The 13,187-nt window shown below is 62.6% G+C and carries 26 protein-coding genes; all 26 read left to right on the forward strand.

Annotated elements, in window-relative coordinates; all coding sequences use genetic code 11:
- Positions 1-141: EF-Tu C-terminal domain-related protein (locus AC5P8R_RS09240; protein ID WP_487247787.1), on the forward strand; the 141-nt coding region annotated here is incomplete at its 5' end.
- A 332-nt stretch (positions 142-473) separates the two neighbouring features.
- A complete protein-coding gene (gene rpsJ, locus AC5P8R_RS09245) occupies positions 474-785 on the forward strand; it encodes a 30S ribosomal protein S10 (RefSeq protein ID WP_005408208.1) in 312 nt (103 codons plus the stop codon).
- A gap of 11 nt (positions 786-796) precedes the next feature.
- A complete protein-coding gene (gene rplC, locus AC5P8R_RS09250) occupies positions 797-1,447 on the forward strand; it encodes a 50S ribosomal protein L3 (RefSeq protein ID WP_004145336.1) in 651 nt (216 codons plus the stop codon).
- 12 nt (positions 1,448-1,459) lie between these two features.
- Positions 1,460-2,065, forward strand: a complete 606-nt coding sequence (gene rplD / locus AC5P8R_RS09255; RefSeq protein ID WP_004145337.1) for a 50S ribosomal protein L4 — start codon at positions 1,460-1,462, stop codon at positions 2,063-2,065.
- Positions 2,062-2,361, forward strand: a complete 300-nt coding sequence (rplW, locus tag AC5P8R_RS09260) for a 50S ribosomal protein L23 (RefSeq protein ID WP_004145338.1) — start codon at positions 2,062-2,064, stop codon at positions 2,359-2,361. Before rplD ends, rplW begins: the two co-directional genes overlap by 4 nt.
- Before the next feature lie 10 nt (positions 2,362-2,371).
- Entirely contained in the window at positions 2,372-3,199 is an 828-nt protein-coding gene (rplB, locus tag AC5P8R_RS09265) for a 50S ribosomal protein L2 (protein WP_004145339.1), read from the forward strand.
- A 6-nt stretch (positions 3,200-3,205) separates the two neighbouring features.
- Positions 3,206-3,475: a 30S ribosomal protein S19 gene (rpsS, locus tag AC5P8R_RS09270; RefSeq protein ID WP_005415413.1), complete on the forward strand. Its 270-nt coding sequence runs from the start codon at positions 3,206-3,208 to the stop codon at positions 3,473-3,475.
- 12 nt (positions 3,476-3,487) lie between these two features.
- Complete coding sequence (rplV, locus tag AC5P8R_RS09275) at positions 3,488-3,823, forward strand: 50S ribosomal protein L22 (RefSeq protein WP_004145348.1); 336 nt, start codon at positions 3,488-3,490, stop codon at positions 3,821-3,823.
- 18 nt (positions 3,824-3,841) lie between these two features.
- Complete coding sequence (gene rpsC, locus AC5P8R_RS09280) at positions 3,842-4,576, forward strand: 30S ribosomal protein S3 (RefSeq protein WP_004145350.1); 735 nt, start codon at positions 3,842-3,844, stop codon at positions 4,574-4,576.
- A 5-nt stretch (positions 4,577-4,581) separates the two neighbouring features.
- Complete coding sequence (rplP, locus tag AC5P8R_RS09285) at positions 4,582-4,995, forward strand: 50S ribosomal protein L16 (protein WP_004154486.1); 414 nt, start codon at positions 4,582-4,584, stop codon at positions 4,993-4,995.
- On the forward strand, positions 4,995-5,180 hold the full coding sequence (gene rpmC / locus AC5P8R_RS09290) for a 50S ribosomal protein L29 (RefSeq protein ID WP_004154487.1): 186 nt from the start codon (positions 4,995-4,997) through the stop codon (positions 5,178-5,180). Before rplP ends, rpmC begins: the two co-directional genes overlap by 1 nt.
- Positions 5,181-5,191: 11 nt before the next feature.
- Positions 5,192-5,461 (forward strand): 30S ribosomal protein S17, encoded by a 270-nt coding sequence (gene rpsQ, locus AC5P8R_RS09295; RefSeq protein ID WP_004154489.1) that lies wholly within the window; start codon positions 5,192-5,194, stop codon positions 5,459-5,461.
- 12 nt (positions 5,462-5,473) lie between these two features.
- Positions 5,474-5,842: a 50S ribosomal protein L14 gene (rplN, locus tag AC5P8R_RS09300; RefSeq protein WP_010483978.1), complete on the forward strand. Its 369-nt coding sequence runs from the start codon at positions 5,474-5,476 to the stop codon at positions 5,840-5,842.
- Positions 5,843-5,858: 16 nt separating this feature from the next.
- Positions 5,859-6,176, forward strand: a complete 318-nt coding sequence (rplX, locus tag AC5P8R_RS09305; protein WP_004154490.1) for a 50S ribosomal protein L24 — start codon at positions 5,859-5,861, stop codon at positions 6,174-6,176.
- 11 nt (positions 6,177-6,187) lie between these two features.
- Complete coding sequence (rplE, locus tag AC5P8R_RS09310) at positions 6,188-6,730, forward strand: 50S ribosomal protein L5 (RefSeq protein WP_005415416.1); 543 nt, start codon at positions 6,188-6,190, stop codon at positions 6,728-6,730.
- Between the two features lie 18 nt (positions 6,731-6,748).
- Complete coding sequence (rpsN, locus tag AC5P8R_RS09315) at positions 6,749-7,054, forward strand: 30S ribosomal protein S14 (protein WP_005408209.1); 306 nt, start codon at positions 6,749-6,751, stop codon at positions 7,052-7,054.
- A 258-nt stretch (positions 7,055-7,312) separates the two neighbouring features.
- Positions 7,313-7,711: a 30S ribosomal protein S8 gene (gene rpsH / locus AC5P8R_RS09320; RefSeq protein ID WP_005408210.1), complete on the forward strand. Its 399-nt coding sequence runs from the start codon at positions 7,313-7,315 to the stop codon at positions 7,709-7,711.
- Between the two features lie 18 nt (positions 7,712-7,729).
- On the forward strand, positions 7,730-8,254 hold the full coding sequence (rplF, locus tag AC5P8R_RS09325) for a 50S ribosomal protein L6 (RefSeq protein ID WP_014646052.1): 525 nt from the start codon (positions 7,730-7,732) through the stop codon (positions 8,252-8,254).
- 80 nt (positions 8,255-8,334) lie between these two features.
- The gene (gene rplR, locus AC5P8R_RS09330; protein ID WP_169411773.1) at positions 8,335-8,694 is read left to right on the forward strand and encodes a 50S ribosomal protein L18; all 360 of its coding nucleotides are present in this window, start codon (positions 8,335-8,337) and stop codon (positions 8,692-8,694) included.
- 161 nt (positions 8,695-8,855) lie between these two features.
- Entirely contained in the window at positions 8,856-9,398 is a 543-nt protein-coding gene (rpsE, locus tag AC5P8R_RS09335) for a 30S ribosomal protein S5 (protein WP_005408213.1), read from the forward strand.
- A complete protein-coding gene (gene rpmD, locus AC5P8R_RS09340; protein WP_005408214.1) occupies positions 9,391-9,582 on the forward strand; it encodes a 50S ribosomal protein L30 in 192 nt (63 codons plus the stop codon). The genes rpsE and rpmD overlap by 8 nt, the downstream gene beginning before the upstream one ends.
- Before the next feature lie 6 nt (positions 9,583-9,588).
- Complete coding sequence (rplO, locus tag AC5P8R_RS09345; RefSeq protein ID WP_004154498.1) at positions 9,589-10,032, forward strand: 50S ribosomal protein L15; 444 nt, start codon at positions 9,589-9,591, stop codon at positions 10,030-10,032.
- Between the two features lie 7 nt (positions 10,033-10,039).
- Complete coding sequence (secY, locus tag AC5P8R_RS09350) at positions 10,040-11,407, forward strand: preprotein translocase subunit SecY (protein WP_005415420.1); 1,368 nt, start codon at positions 10,040-10,042, stop codon at positions 11,405-11,407.
- 347 nt (positions 11,408-11,754) lie between these two features.
- Positions 11,755-12,111 carry a 30S ribosomal protein S13 gene (rpsM, locus tag AC5P8R_RS09355; RefSeq protein ID WP_004154500.1) on the forward strand — a complete coding sequence of 119 codons (357 nt, stop codon included), beginning with the start codon at positions 11,755-11,757 and terminating at the stop codon, positions 12,109-12,111.
- An 11-nt stretch (positions 12,112-12,122) separates the two neighbouring features.
- Complete coding sequence (gene rpsK, locus AC5P8R_RS09360; protein WP_004145443.1) at positions 12,123-12,512, forward strand: 30S ribosomal protein S11; 390 nt, start codon at positions 12,123-12,125, stop codon at positions 12,510-12,512.
- Positions 12,513-12,527: 15 nt separating this feature from the next.
- Complete coding sequence (rpsD, locus tag AC5P8R_RS09365; RefSeq protein ID WP_004145446.1) at positions 12,528-13,157, forward strand: 30S ribosomal protein S4; 630 nt, start codon at positions 12,528-12,530, stop codon at positions 13,155-13,157.
- The last annotated feature ends 30 nt before the right edge of the window (positions 13,158-13,187 follow it).

A 13,187-nucleotide genomic window follows, 5' to 3' on the forward strand; every position in this document is an offset into this window, starting at 1 on the left:
GAAATGGTGATGCCGGGTGACAACGTCAAGATGGTCGTCACCCTGATCAACCCGGTGGCAATGGACGAAGGCCTGCGCTTCGCCATCCGCGAAGGCGGCCGTACCGTCGGCGCCGGCGTGGTCTCGAAGATCATCGAGTAATCTGGTAGTATCTGCGCCCCGATGTTGCCTGGGTAGGGCATCGGGGCGTATCAAATGGGAAAGCAGGCACAGGATGTGCCTTGTGTTCCCCGGACCAGGAAGGGTCAATGCCATTCAGGCGGCGTCAACAGGCGACTGTTGACAGCTGCCTTGCGTGCCATTATGCTTCTACGTCTGGGCAGGCCAGGAAACTGGTCTGCCTGCGTTTTTGAGGTCCATGGAGTGACCTTGTCGGCCTGCAGGACTGCGGGCCGTCCGTATTCAGGAATTTCATGGGGCAAAGCAACCCAGAGGCTTTGTCTGTCGCTCTTTTAACGAAGGAACCTACCGCCATGGCGGACCAAAAGATCCGGATCCGGCTGAAAGCGTTCGATCATCGTCTGATCGACCGTTCGGCCAGCGAGATCGTTGAAACGGCAAAGCGGACCGGCGCGCAAGTGCGTGGCCCGATCCCGCTGCCGACCAAGATCGAGCGTTACACCGTTCTCGTCTCCCCGCACGTCGACAAGGACGCGCGTGACCAGTACGAGACCCGCACGCACAAGCGCGTGCTCGATATCGTTGACCCGAATGACAAGACCGTGGACGCGCTGATGAAGCTCGAACTGGCTGCCGGCGTCGACGTTCAGATCAAGCTGACCTGAGGACTACGACCATGACGAAGAAGTATTCGTTGGGCTTCGTGGGCCGCAAGGCCGGCATGAGCCGCGTGTTCACCGAAGATGGCCGTTCCATCCCGGTGACCCTGATCGAAGCAACCCCGAACCGCATCGCGCAGATCAAGACCGTCGAAACCGACGGCTACAGCGCCGTGCAGGTGACCGTCGGCGCGCGTCGCGCTGCCCTGGTCAACAAGCCGGAAGCCGGCCACTTCGCCAAGGCGAAGGTGGAAGCGGGTCGTGGCCTGTGGGAATTCCGCGTTGAAGACGCGCAGCTCGGCGATTTCGCCGTTGGCGGCGAAGTCAAGGCGGACATCTTCGAAGTCGGCCAGATCGTCGACGTCCAGGGTGTCACCAAGGGTAAGGGCTTCCAGGGCACCATCAAGCGCCACAACTTCCGTATGGGCGATGCAACCCACGGTAACTCGCTGTCGCATCGCGCGCCGGGTTCGCTGGGTCAGCGCCAGACCCCGGGTCGCGTTTTCCCGGGCAAGAAGATGTCGGGCCACATGGGCGCGGTGCAGCAGAGCACCCAGAACCTGGAAGTGGTCAAGGTCGACGTCGAGCGCGGTCTGATCGCCGTTCGCGGCGCCGTTCCGGGCGCGGCGGGTGGCGATGTGATCGTCCGTCCGGCGAGCAAGGCATAAGGAGAGATGACGATGGAACTCGTTATCACGGGTAGCAACAACAAGGTCTCGGTCTCCGACGCCGTGTTCGGTCGCGATTTCAGCGAAGATCTGGTCCACCAGGTCGTCGTTGCCTACCGCAACGCCGGTCGCGCCGGCACCAAGGCACAGAAGACTCGCTCCGAAGTGGCTGGTACCACCAAGAAGTCGAAGAAGCAGAAGGGCGGCGGCGCGCGTCATGGCGCACTGACGGCTCCGATCTTCGTCGGCGGCGGTGTCACCTTCGCGGCCAAGCCGCGCAGCTTCGAGCAGAAGGTCAATCGTAAGCAGTACCGTGCCGCCATGTGCGCGATCCTGTCCGAGCTGAACCGTCAGGGCCGTCTGACCATCGTGGAGTCCTTCGATGTCGAAGTGACCAACACGAAGGGTCTGATCGCCAAGCTGGCCGGCCTGGAGGTGGGCAAGCGCCCGCTGATCGTCACCGAAGAAGCGTCCGAGCACCTGTACCTGTCCGCCCGCAATCTGCCGTACGTGCAGGTGCGTGACGTCCAGGGTCTGGATCCGGTCTCGCTGGTGGGTGCCGACACGGTCGTCATCACCGCTGACGCGGTCAAGAAGGTCGAGGAGTGGCTGGCATGAACAGCAACGAAAAAATCTTCAGCGTGCTGCGTGCCCCGCGTGTCTCCGAAAAGACCGCGCGCCTGCAGGAACTCTCCAACCAGTATGTCTTCGAAGTTTCGAACGAAGCCACCAAGGCCGATGTAAAGGCCGCGGTTGAGCAGCTGTTCGACGTCAAGGTCGAAGCCGTCAACGTGGTCAACGTCAAGGGCAAGAACAAGTCCTTCCGTAACCGTGCTGGCCGCCGCGGCGATTGGCGCAAGGCGTACGTTCGCCTGGCCGACGGCCAGTCGATCGATGTAACGGCCAAGGCCTGAGGTACATCCCATGCCATTGATGAAATTCAAGCCCACTTCCCCCGGCCGCCGTTCGGCCGTGCGCGTGGTTACGCCCGACCTGCACAAGGGTGCTCCGCACGCCGCACTGGTCGAGTCGCAGAGCCGCTCGGGTGGCCGCAACCACCACGGCCGCATCACCGTGCGTCACGTCGGTGGTGGTGCCAAGCAGCACTACCGCATCATCGACTTCAAGCGCAACAAGCTGGGCATCCCGGCGCGCGTGGAACGCATCGAATACGATCCGAACCGCACCGCCCACATCGCCCTGCTGTGCTACGTCGATGGTGAGCGTCGCTACATCATCGCCCCGAAGGGCCTGAAGGCCGGTGATCAGGTGATCGCTGGTTCGGACGCCCCGATCAAGGCCGGCAACACCCTGCCGCTGCGCAACATCCCGGTCGGCACCACCATCCACTGCATCGAGCTGAAGCCGGGCAAGGGCGCTCAGATCGCTCGCGCCGCTGGTGCGGCCGTGCAGCTGGTGGCTCGCGAAGGCATCTACGCCACCCTGCGCCTGCGCTCGGGTGAAATGCGCAAGGTTCCGGTCGAGTGCTGCGCCACCATCGGCGAAGTCGGCAACGACGAGCACAGCCTGGAAAAGCTGGGCAAGGCCGGTGCCAAGCGTTGGCGCGGCGTCCGCCCGACCGTTCGTGGTGCTGCCATGAACCCGGTTGACCACCCGCACGGTGGTGGTGAGGCCAAGGCCGGCCAGGGTAACCCGCATCCGGTCACCCCGTGGGGTGTTCCGACCAAGGGTTACAAGACGCGCCATAACAAGCGCACTCAGCAGTTCATCGTCCGCGATCGTAGGGGCTAATCGACCATGGCACGTTCACTCAAGAAGGGCCCGTTCGTCGATCACCACCTCGTCAAGAAGGTGGAGGCCGCTGCGGGCAGCAAGAAGCCGATCAAGACCTGGTCGCGCCGTTCGATGATCCTGCCTGACATGGTAGGCATCACCATTGCCGTGCATAACGGCAAGAACCACATCCCGGTTCTCGTCAACGAGAACATGGTCGGCCACAAGCTCGGCGAATTTGCCATCACCCGGACCTTCAAGGGTCACGGTGGTGACAAGAAGTCGGGCAAGTAAGGAGAGATGACAATGGAAGCGAAAGCCATCCTGCGCACTGCGCGCATCTCCCCGCAGAAGGCTCGTCTGGTCGCTGACCAGGTGCGCGGTCTGCCGGCCGAACGTGCGGTCAACCTGCTGAAGTTCTCGGACAAGAAGGCTGCCCACCTGATCAAGAAGGTGGTGGAGTCGGCAATTGCCAACGCCGAGAACAACCAGGGCGCCGACGTCGACGAGCTGAAGGTTCAGACCATCATGGTTGATGAAGGTCCGACCCTGAAGCGTTTCATGGCGCGGGCGAAAGGCCGCGGTACCCGCATCCTCAAGCGCACCAGCCACATCACTGTGGTTGTGGGCGCCGCCAAGTAAGCGGATAAGGAAAAGACCATGGGTCATAAAGTTCATCCGATTGGTATCCGCCTCGGCATTTCCAAGGACTGGAACTCCAAGTGGTACGCCAACAAGGCCGAGTTCGCCGGTTACCTGGCAGCCGACCTGAAAGTGCGCGAAATGCTGCGCAAGAAGCTGGCCCAGGCCGGCATCAGCAAGATCCTGATCGAGCGTCCGGCCAAGACCGCTCGCGTGACGATCCACACCGCCCGTCCGGGCGTGGTGATCGGCAAGCGCGGTGAGGACATCGAGAAGCTGCGCAAGGAAGTGAGCGAGATGATGGGCGTCCCGGCGCACATCAACGTCACCGAAGTGCGCAAGCCGGAACTGGACGCGCAGCTCGTTGCCGAGTCGATCGCCCAGCAGCTGGAGCGTCGCATCATGTTCCGCCGTGCAATGAAGCGCTCGGTCGGCAACGCGATGCGCCTGGGTGCCCTGGGCATCAAGGTCAACGTTGGTGGCCGCCTCAACGGTGCTGAAATCGCCCGTTCGGAGTGGTACCGCGAAGGCCGCGTGCCGCTGCACACCCTGCGTGCCGACATCGACTATGGCTTCGCTGAAGCCAAGACGACCTACGGCATCATCGGCATCAAGGTCTGGATCTACAAGGGCGAGGTCTTCGATTTCTCCCAGGTTGGCCAGGAAAAGCAGGACGACACCCCGTCGCGCAACGATCGTCACGATCGCGGCGACCGTGGTGACCGTCAGCGCCCGGCCCGTGAAGCGAGGTAACGACAATGTTGCAACCCAAGCGAACCAAGTACCGCAAGGTACACAAGGGCCGTAACGATGGCCTGAGCTGGAGCGCCAACGCTGTCAGCTTCGGCGAATACGGCCTGAAGGCAACCGCACACGGTCAGCTGACCGCGCGTCAGATCGAAGCGGCCCGCCGCTCGATCAGCCGCTACGTCAAGCGCGGCGGCAAGATGTGGATCCGCGTGTTCCCCGACAAGCCCATCACCAAGAAGCCCATCGAAGTTCGAATGGGTTCGGGTAAGGGTAACGTGGAATACTGGGTGGCCCAGATCCAGCCCGGCCGCATGATCTATGAAATCGAGGGTGTTTCCGAGGAAGTGGCTCGCGAGGCGTTCCGCCTGGCCGCCGCCAAGCTCTCGGTCACCACCACTTTCGTGACCCGTACGGTGCGCTGATGGATATCAAAACTCTCCGTGAAAAGTCGGCTGACGAACTCAAGGCCCACCTGATCGACCTGCGTAAGGAACAGTTCTCTGTCCGTATGCAGCAGGTCACCGGCCAGCTGCCGAAGACCCACGACATTCGCCGGGTCCGTCGCGAGATTGCTCGCGTCAAGACCCTGCTCGGCAGCACGAAGTAAGGATGGCCGCTATGAGCGACAATACTGAAAAGAAGACGCTGCGCACGGTCGAAGGCCGTGTCGTCAGCAACAAGATGGACAAGACGGTTACCGTCCTGGTTGAGCGTCAGGTCAAGCACGCGCTGTACGGCAAGTACATCAAGCGCTCGACCAAGCTGCACGCCCACGATGCCGACAACGCCTGCAAGGAAGGCGATGTCGTCCGCGTGACCGAGATTGCTCCGATGTCCAAGACCAAGAACTGGCGCGTGGTGGAAGTCATCACGCGTGCGGCTGAATAAGGAGTCTGAATCATGATCCAGATGCAGAGCTACCTTGACGTCGCGGACAATTCGGGTGCCAAGCAGGTGATGTGCTTCAAGGTGCTGGGTGGTTCCAAGCGCCGTTACGCCGGCATCGGCGACATCATCAAGGTCACCGTGAAGGATGCGATTCCGCGCGGCAAGGTCAAGAAGGGTGAAGTGTATGACGCCGTCGTGGTGCGTACCCGCAAGGGTGTGCGTCGCGCCGACGGTTCGCTGATCCGCTTCGACGGCAACGCTGCCGTCCTGCTGAACAACAAGCAGGAGCCGATCGGTACCCGTATCTTCGGGCCGGTGACCCGTGAACTTCGTTCGGAGAAGTTCATGAAGATCGTCTCGCTCGCTCCCGAAGTGCTGTGAGCGACAGGAGATAATCATGGCTAACCGTATCAAGAAGGGCGACCAGGTTGTCGTCAACGCTGGCAAGGACAAGGGCAAGCAGGGCGAAGTCGTCCGCGTCGACGGCGACCGTGTGGTCGTCGCCAACGTGAACATCGTCAAGCGCCACACCAAGCCGAACCCGCAGGCAGGTGTTGCCGGCGGCGTGGTCGAGCGCGAAGCTTCGATCCATATCTCCAACGTGAACGTGCTGAACCCGGCTTCGGGCAAGGGCGAACGCGTTGGCTTCAAGGTGCTGGAGGATGGACGCAAACTGCGTGTGTTCCGCTCCAGCGGTGAGGCGCTCGACGCCTGAGGAATGTGAAGATGACTTCCCGTCTCGAAAAGATCTACAAGGAAGAAGTGGTGCCGGCGCTGATGAAGCAGTTCGGCTACACCAATCCGATGGAAGTACCGAAGCTCGTCAAGGTCACCCTGAACATGGGTGTCGGCGAGGCTGCCACCAACAAGAAGATCCTGGAAAACGCCGTCGCGGACATGACCAAGATTTCCGGCCAGAAGCCGGTTGTCACCAAGTCGCGTATCTCGGTTGCGTCGTTCAAGATCCGTGATGGTTGGCCGATCGGCTGCAAGACCACGCTGCGTCGCCACAAGATGTATGAGTTCCTGGACCGCCTGATCAACATCTCGCTGCCGCGCGTGCGCGACTTCCGTGGTGTTTCCGGTCGTTCCTTCGACGGCCGCGGCAACTTCAACATGGGTGTGAAGGAACAGATCATCTTCCCGGAAATCGACTTCGACGCCGTCGACGCGATCCGCGGTATGGATATCGCCATCACCACCACTGCGAAGACCGACGCGGAAGCGAAGGCGCTGCTGGCAGCGTTCAAGTTCCCGTTCCGTAACTGATCTGTCGAGGAAACCGAAATGGCAAAGACCTCCATGGTCAACCGCGACATCAAGCGGGAAAAGCTGGCCAAGAAGTACGCTGAGAAGCGTGCGGCTCTGAAGAAGATCGTGTCCTCCGTGGACGCGACCTACGAGGAGAAGATCGACGCCGCAACCAAGCTGGCCAAGCTGCCGCGCGATTCGTCGCCGAGCCGTCAGCGCAACCGTTGCGAGCTGTCGGGTCGTCCGCGTGGCGTGTACAGCAAGTTCGGCCTCGGCCGCAACAAGCTGCGCGAAGCCACCATGCGTGGCGACGTCCCGGGCCTGCGCAAGGCCAGCTGGTAATCCCAGCCGGCCCTGCGCTCAGCACCCCCTTGCGGGGGTGCTGAACCGGGGGAGGGGGCTGTTCAGCTTCCTTTCTGCGAAAAAACCCGAAGAGCCCGACGCAAGTCGGGCTCTTTTGGCGTATACTCCCGCGTCTTGCCCTGTGCAGACGGGGTTGTAGGAGTGGGCCCCGGCCCGCTGCATCAAGGGACCTGGCCCGTTTCCAGGAGACAACAGATTTTCGCGAAAGCGGATATCGGTGCACTCAAAGGTACTCATATGAGCATGACTGATCCCATCGCCGACCTGCTGGTCCGCATCAAGAATGCGGCCGCAGTTGGCAAGCAGACGGTGAAAGCCCCGTCGTCCAAGATCAAGGTTGCGATCGCCCAGGTCCTGAAGGACGAGGGTTACATCACCGACCTGCGCGTGACCCAGCTGGAAAACAACAAGTCCGAGCTGGAAATCGTGCTGAAGTATTTCGAAGGCAAGCCGGTCATCGCGACCCTGAAGCGCTTCTCGCGTTCGGGCCTGCGCCAGTACCGCGGCAAGAGCGAGCTGCCGAAGGTCATGAACGGCCTGGGTATCTCCATCATTTCCACCTCCAAGGGCATCATGACTGATGCGCAGGCGCGCCAGCTGGGCGTCGGCGGCGAAGTCCTGTGCTTCGTGGCCTAAGGCGAAAGGAGTAGAACTATGTCCCGCGTAGCCAAGAAGCCGATCACCCTGGGTAAGGTTGAACTGAACGTCCAGTCGGACAGCGTCACCGCCAAGGGCCCGAAGGGCACCCTGTCGCTGGCCAAGCCGGCCGGCATTGCCATCAACGTCGACAATGGCGTTGCCACCCTGAGCACCGAGAACGCCGAGCTGGTCGCACTGACCGGCACCGTGCGTGCGATCCTGTCCAACATGGTCAAGGGCGTGTCCGAAGGCTTCGAGCGCAAGCTGGAGCTGGTTGGCGTGGGTTACCGCGCTGCCATGCAGGGCAAGGACCTGAGCCTGTCGCTGGGCTTCTCGCACCCGGTCGTGTTCGTGGCGCCGGAAGGCATCACCATCACCACCCCGACCCAGACCGAGATCCTGGTCCAGGGCGCTGACAAGCAGGTCGTCGGTGAAGTCGCCGCCAAGATCCGTGCGTTCCGCAAGCCGGAGCCGTACAAGGGCAAGGGCGTGAAGTACTCCGACGAAGTCATCATCCGTAAGGAAGCCAAGAAGGCGTAAGTGCGAGTCCCTCGCAAGAGCCCGCACATCCATGTGCGGACTCCTCAGGGAGAAGCCCATCCTTCAGCTTTCAAGGAATAATCAAAATGAACAAGAACATCGCCCGCCTGCGTCGCGCCAAGTCGACCCGCGCCCACATCCGTGAGCTCGGCGTCGCCCGCCTGTCGGTGCTGCGCACCGGCCAGCACCTGTACGCCCAGGTCTTCACCGCTGACGGTTCGAAGGTGCTGGCTGCCGCCAACACCACCCAGACCGACGTCAAGGAAGGCCTGAAGAACGGCAAGAACGCCGATGCCGCTGCCAAGGTTGGCCGCATCGTCGCCGAGCGCGCCAAGGCCGCCGGCGTCGAGAAGGTTGCCTTCGATCGTTCGGGCTACCGCTACCACGGCCGCATCAAGGCCCTGGCAGAAGCGGCCCGCGAAGCCGGCCTGCAGTTCTAAGGGACAAGGGCAGGGGGCCGATGGCCTCCTGCCTGCCTGCTCGCCAGCCTGAGCGAGGCTGGACGGCGCCGCTCTTCTGCAGTGGCCCACCGGAACAACGCGTCACTCCACAACCATAAGCGGCCTCGAGCCGTACATACCCAAACAACCAAGGAATCAACATGGCAGAAGAGCGTCAGCAGCGGGGTCGCGATCGCGACCGTAACCGCGAAGAGAAGATCGACGACGGCATGATCGAAAAGCTGGTCGCGGTCAACCGCGTCAGCAAGACCGTCAAGGGTGGCCGCCAGTTCACCTTCACCGCCCTGACCGTTGTCGGCGACGGCGAAGGCAAGGTCGGTTTCGGTTATGGCAAGGCCCGCGAAGTGCCGGTCGCCATCCAGAAGTCGATGGAACAGGCCCGCAAGAACCTGGTCAGCGTTGACCTGAACAACGGCACCCTGTGGCACACCATCAAGGATGGTCACGGCGCAGCCCGCGTGTTCATGCAGCCGGCTTCGGAAGGTACCGGCGTGATCGCCGGCGGTGCCATGCGCGCCGTGCTGGAAGCCGTTGGCGTGAAGAACGTGCTGGCCAAGGCCACCGGTTCGCGTAACCCGATCAACCTGGTGCGTGCCACCGTGAAGGGCCTGTCTGCTGCGCAGTCGCCGGCTCGCATCGCGGCCAAGCGCGGCAAGAAGGTGGAGGAACTCAACCATGGCTAATGAGTCCAACAAGACTGTGAAGGTCCGCCTGGTGCGTGGCCTGCGTGGTACCCAGTCGCGTCACCGCCTGTCGGTGCGTGCCCTGGGCCTGAACAAGCTCAACGATGTGCGTGAACTGAAGGACAGCCCGCAGGTACGCGGCCTGATCAACAAGGTTCAGTACCTCGTCCAGGTTGAGGAGTAATCGACCATGACTCTGCGTCTCAATGAACTGAGCCCGGCACCGGGCGCCCGCACCGAGCGCACCCGCGTCGGCCGCGGTATCGGCTCGGGCCTGGGCAAGACTGCCGGCCGCGGCCACAAGGGTTCGTTCGCCCGTAAGGGTGGCGGCAAGATCAAGGCTGGCTTCGAAGGCGGCCAGACCCCCATGCAGCGTCGTCTGCCGAAGATCGGCTTCCGTTCGCCGATCGCCAAGGACACCGCTGAAGTGCTGCTGTACGCGCTGGACAAGCTGCCGGCCGGTGAGATCGATTTCGCCGCCCTGCGTGCTGCCAAGCTGGTCCCGAGCACCGCAAAGAAGGCCAAGGTCGTCGTCAAGGGCGAAGTGACCAAGGCGTTCACCCTGAAGGGTATTGCTGCCACGGCGGGTGCCAAGGCTGCAATCGAAGCTGCCGGCGGCAGCGTAACGGAGTAAGAAAATCATGGCGCAAGCTGGCATCGGTAACCTCGCGGGCGGAATGGGCAAGTTCACTGAACTTCGCCAACGTTTGCTGTTCGTCGTCGGGGCTTTGATCGTCTATCGCATCGGCTGCTACGTGCCGGTGCCGGGCGTCAATCCCGATGCCATGCTTGCCATGATGCAACAGCAGGGCGGCGGCATCGTGGACATGTTCAACATGTTCTCGGGCGGCGCCCTGCACCGTTTCAGCATCTTCGCGCTGAACGTGATGCCGTACATCTCGGCATCGATCGTGATGCAGCTGGCCGTGCACATCTTCCCCGCCCTGAAGGCGATGCAGAAGGAAGGTGAGTCCGGCCGCCGCAAGATCACCCAGTATTCGCGCATCGGCGCCGTGCTGCTGGCAGTGGTGCAGGGCGGCTCGATCGCGCTGGCCCTGCAGGGCCAGGTCTCGCCGTCGGGCGCTCCGGTCGTGTATGCGCCGGGCATGGGCTTCGTGCTCACTGCCGTGGTCGCACTGACCGCCGGCACCATGTTCCTGATGTGGGTCGGTGAGCAGGTCACCGAGCGCGGCATCGGCAACGGCGTGTCGCTGATCATCTTCGCCGGTATCGTGGCGGGCCTGCCGGGTGCGGTCATCCACACCTTCGATGCCTACCGCGACGGCAACATCCAGTTCATCCAGCTGCTGCTGATCGCCATCGTCGTGCTCGCCTTCACCTTCTTCGTGGTGTTCGTCGAGCGTGGCCAGCGCCGGATCACGGTCAATTACGCGCGCCGCCAGGGTGGTCGCAACGCGTACATGAACCAGACCTCGTTCCTGCCGCTGAAGCTCAACATGGCCGGCGTCATCCCGGCGATCTTTGCCTCGAGCCTGCTGGCCTTCCCGGCCACCCTGGCCATGTGGTCCGGCCAGGCCGCCAACCAGAGCAGCTTCGGCCAGGTCCTGCAGAAGGTCGCCAACGCCCTGGGCCCGGGCGAGCCGCTGCACATGATCGTGTTCGCTGCGCTGATCACCGGTTTCGCGTTCTTCTATACCGCGCTGGTGTTCAACTCGCAGGAAACCGCCGACAACCTGAAGAAGTCCGGTGCGCTGATTCCGGGCATCCGTCCGGGCAAGGCGACCGCCGACTACATCGACGGCGTGCTGACCCGCCTGACCGCGGCCGGCTCGGCGTACCTGGTGATCGTCTGCCTGCTGCCGGAACTGATGCGCACGCAGCTGAACGCCTCGTTCTACTTCGGTGGTACTTCGCTGCTGATCGTGGTGGTGGTGGTGATGGACTTCATCGCCCAGGTGCAGGCGCACCTGATGTCCCACCAGTACGAGAGCCTGCTGAAGAAGGCCAACCTGAAGGGTGGCAACCGCGGCGGTTTTGCCCGCGGCTGATAGGCCTGTTATACTTTCGTCTTCCTGACGTGATGGTCCCTCCGCTTCGCGGACTCCGGCCACACAAACGAAGGGCGGCCCCCGCAGCGGTTCCGGGTGGGGGTGTGATGAGGTGGTCCCGCGCTGGAGTAGCGCGGGCGGCCCCGGGGGAAACCCCAGGTCCAACCCCATCCGGCGCCGGAGCCTGGGCACACTCCCCAGGCCGGGTTCATGAAACCAATGGTTTCACGGGCTTCCATGTAAACCGGAACCTTGTTAGTATCGCTAGTTCACTTTTTTGATCCATCCTGCCGGATTGGCGTGCCCGAGGCGCGCTGTCGGCCATCACTCAGCTGGAGAACCGCGTCATGGCGCGTATTGCAGGCGTCAACCTGCCAGCCCAGAAGCATGTCTGGGTCGGGTTGCAAAGCATTTACGGCATCGGCCGTACCCGTTCGAAGAAGGTCTGCGAAGTCGCAGGCGTTGCTTCGACCACCAAGATCCGCGATCTGTCGGAGCCGGAAATCGAGCGCCTGCGCGCCGAAGTCGGCAAGTACATCGTGGAAGGCGATCTGCGCCGTGAAATCGGTATCGCGATCAAGCGCCTGATGGACCTGGGCTGCTACCGCGGCCTGCGTCACCGTCGTGGCCTCCCGCTGCGTGGCCAGCGCACCCGTACCAACGCCCGCACCCGCAAGGGTCCGCGCAAGGCGATCAAGAAGTAAGGGACTGAGAAATGGCTAAGCCCGCTGCTAAGACCAAGAAGAAGATCAAGCGCGTCGTCACCGACGGCGTTGCCCACGTCCACGCTTCGTTCAACAACACCATCGTCACCATCACCGACCGCCAGGGCAATGCTCTGTCGTGGGCGACCTCCGGTGGCGCTGGCTTCCGCGGTTCGCGCAAGTCGACCCCGTTCGCTGCCCAGGTGGCTGCTGAAAAGGCCGGTCGTGCTGCGCTGGACTACGGCGTGAAGTCGCTGGAAGTCCGCATCAAGGGCCCGGGTCCGGGCCGTGAGTCGGCCGTGCGTTCGTTGAACAACGTCGGCTACAAGATCACCAACATCATCGACGTGACGCCTATCCCGCACAACGGGTGCCGTCCGCCGAAGAAGCGTCGCGTCTAAAGGGAGCGATAAGAAATGGCTCGTTATATCGGTCCTACCTGTAAGCTCGCCCGCCGCGAAGGCGCCGACCTGTCCCTGAAGAGCCCGGCGCGTGCGCTGGACTCGAAGTGCAAGCTGGAGCAGAAGCCCGGCCAGCACGGCGCCACTGCCCGCAAGGGCAAGCTGTCCGACTACGCCACCCAGCTGCGTGAAAAGCAGAAGGTCAAGCGTATCTACGGCCTGCTGGAGCGTCAGTTCCGCAACTACTACAAGAAGGCCTCGACCAAGAAGGGCAACACCGGCGAGAACCTGCTGCAGCTGCTGGAAACCCGCCTGGACAACGTCGTCTACCGCATGGGCTTCGCCGTGACCCGTCCGGCTGCCCGTCAGCTGGTGTCGCACCGCGGCGTCACCGTGAATGGCAAGTCGGTCAACCTGGCTTCGTACCAGGTCAAGGCTGGCGACGCCATCGCCCTGTCTGAAAAGGCTGCCAAGCAGCTGCGCGTCCAGGAAGCCCTGACCGTCGCCGCCCAGCATGACCTGAGCCCGTCGTGGGTTGAAGTGGATTCCGGCAAGTTCACCGGCATCTTCAAGGCTGTTCCGGATCGTTCGGATCTGCCTGCGGACATCAACGAAGCGCTGATCGTCGAGCTGTATTCGAAGTAATTCACATTGGAGAGCCCCCGGCGACGGCCG

This window comes from Stenotrophomonas sp. YJH_SMC_73 (assembly GCF_059370155.1).

Coding starts and splice junctions, on each gene's coding strand:
- rpsJ (WP_005408208.1), top strand. CDS start 474: ATGGCGGACCAAAAGATCCGGATCCGGCTGAAAGCGTTCGATCATCGT.
- rplC (WP_004145336.1), top strand. CDS start 797: ATGACGAAGAAGTATTCGTTGGGCTTCGTGGGCCGCAAGGCCGGCATG.
- rplD (WP_004145337.1), top strand. CDS start 1,460: ATGGAACTCGTTATCACGGGTAGCAACAACAAGGTCTCGGTCTCCGAC.
- rplW (WP_004145338.1), top strand. CDS start 2,062: ATGAACAGCAACGAAAAAATCTTCAGCGTGCTGCGTGCCCCGCGTGTC.
- rplB (WP_004145339.1), top strand. CDS start 2,372: ATGCCATTGATGAAATTCAAGCCCACTTCCCCCGGCCGCCGTTCGGCC.
- rpsS (WP_005415413.1), top strand. CDS start 3,206: ATGGCACGTTCACTCAAGAAGGGCCCGTTCGTCGATCACCACCTCGTC.
- rplV (WP_004145348.1), top strand. CDS start 3,488: ATGGAAGCGAAAGCCATCCTGCGCACTGCGCGCATCTCCCCGCAGAAG.
- rpsC (WP_004145350.1), top strand. CDS start 3,842: ATGGGTCATAAAGTTCATCCGATTGGTATCCGCCTCGGCATTTCCAAG.
- rplP (WP_004154486.1), top strand. CDS start 4,582: ATGTTGCAACCCAAGCGAACCAAGTACCGCAAGGTACACAAGGGCCGT.
- rpmC (WP_004154487.1), top strand. CDS start 4,995: ATGGATATCAAAACTCTCCGTGAAAAGTCGGCTGACGAACTCAAGGCC.
- rpsQ (WP_004154489.1), top strand. CDS start 5,192: ATGAGCGACAATACTGAAAAGAAGACGCTGCGCACGGTCGAAGGCCGT.
- rplN (WP_010483978.1), top strand. CDS start 5,474: ATGATCCAGATGCAGAGCTACCTTGACGTCGCGGACAATTCGGGTGCC.
- rplX (WP_004154490.1), top strand. CDS start 5,859: ATGGCTAACCGTATCAAGAAGGGCGACCAGGTTGTCGTCAACGCTGGC.
- rplE (WP_005415416.1), top strand. CDS start 6,188: ATGACTTCCCGTCTCGAAAAGATCTACAAGGAAGAAGTGGTGCCGGCG.
- rpsN (WP_005408209.1), top strand. CDS start 6,749: ATGGCAAAGACCTCCATGGTCAACCGCGACATCAAGCGGGAAAAGCTG.
- rpsH (WP_005408210.1), top strand. CDS start 7,313: ATGAGCATGACTGATCCCATCGCCGACCTGCTGGTCCGCATCAAGAAT.
- rplF (WP_014646052.1), top strand. CDS start 7,730: ATGTCCCGCGTAGCCAAGAAGCCGATCACCCTGGGTAAGGTTGAACTG.
- rpsE (WP_005408213.1), top strand. CDS start 8,856: ATGGCAGAAGAGCGTCAGCAGCGGGGTCGCGATCGCGACCGTAACCGC.
- rpmD (WP_005408214.1), top strand. CDS start 9,391: ATGGCTAATGAGTCCAACAAGACTGTGAAGGTCCGCCTGGTGCGTGGC.
- rplO (WP_004154498.1), top strand. CDS start 9,589: ATGACTCTGCGTCTCAATGAACTGAGCCCGGCACCGGGCGCCCGCACC.
- secY (WP_005415420.1), top strand. CDS start 10,040: ATGGCGCAAGCTGGCATCGGTAACCTCGCGGGCGGAATGGGCAAGTTC.
- rpsM (WP_004154500.1), top strand. CDS start 11,755: ATGGCGCGTATTGCAGGCGTCAACCTGCCAGCCCAGAAGCATGTCTGG.
- rpsK (WP_004145443.1), top strand. CDS start 12,123: ATGGCTAAGCCCGCTGCTAAGACCAAGAAGAAGATCAAGCGCGTCGTC.
- rpsD (WP_004145446.1), top strand. CDS start 12,528: ATGGCTCGTTATATCGGTCCTACCTGTAAGCTCGCCCGCCGCGAAGGC.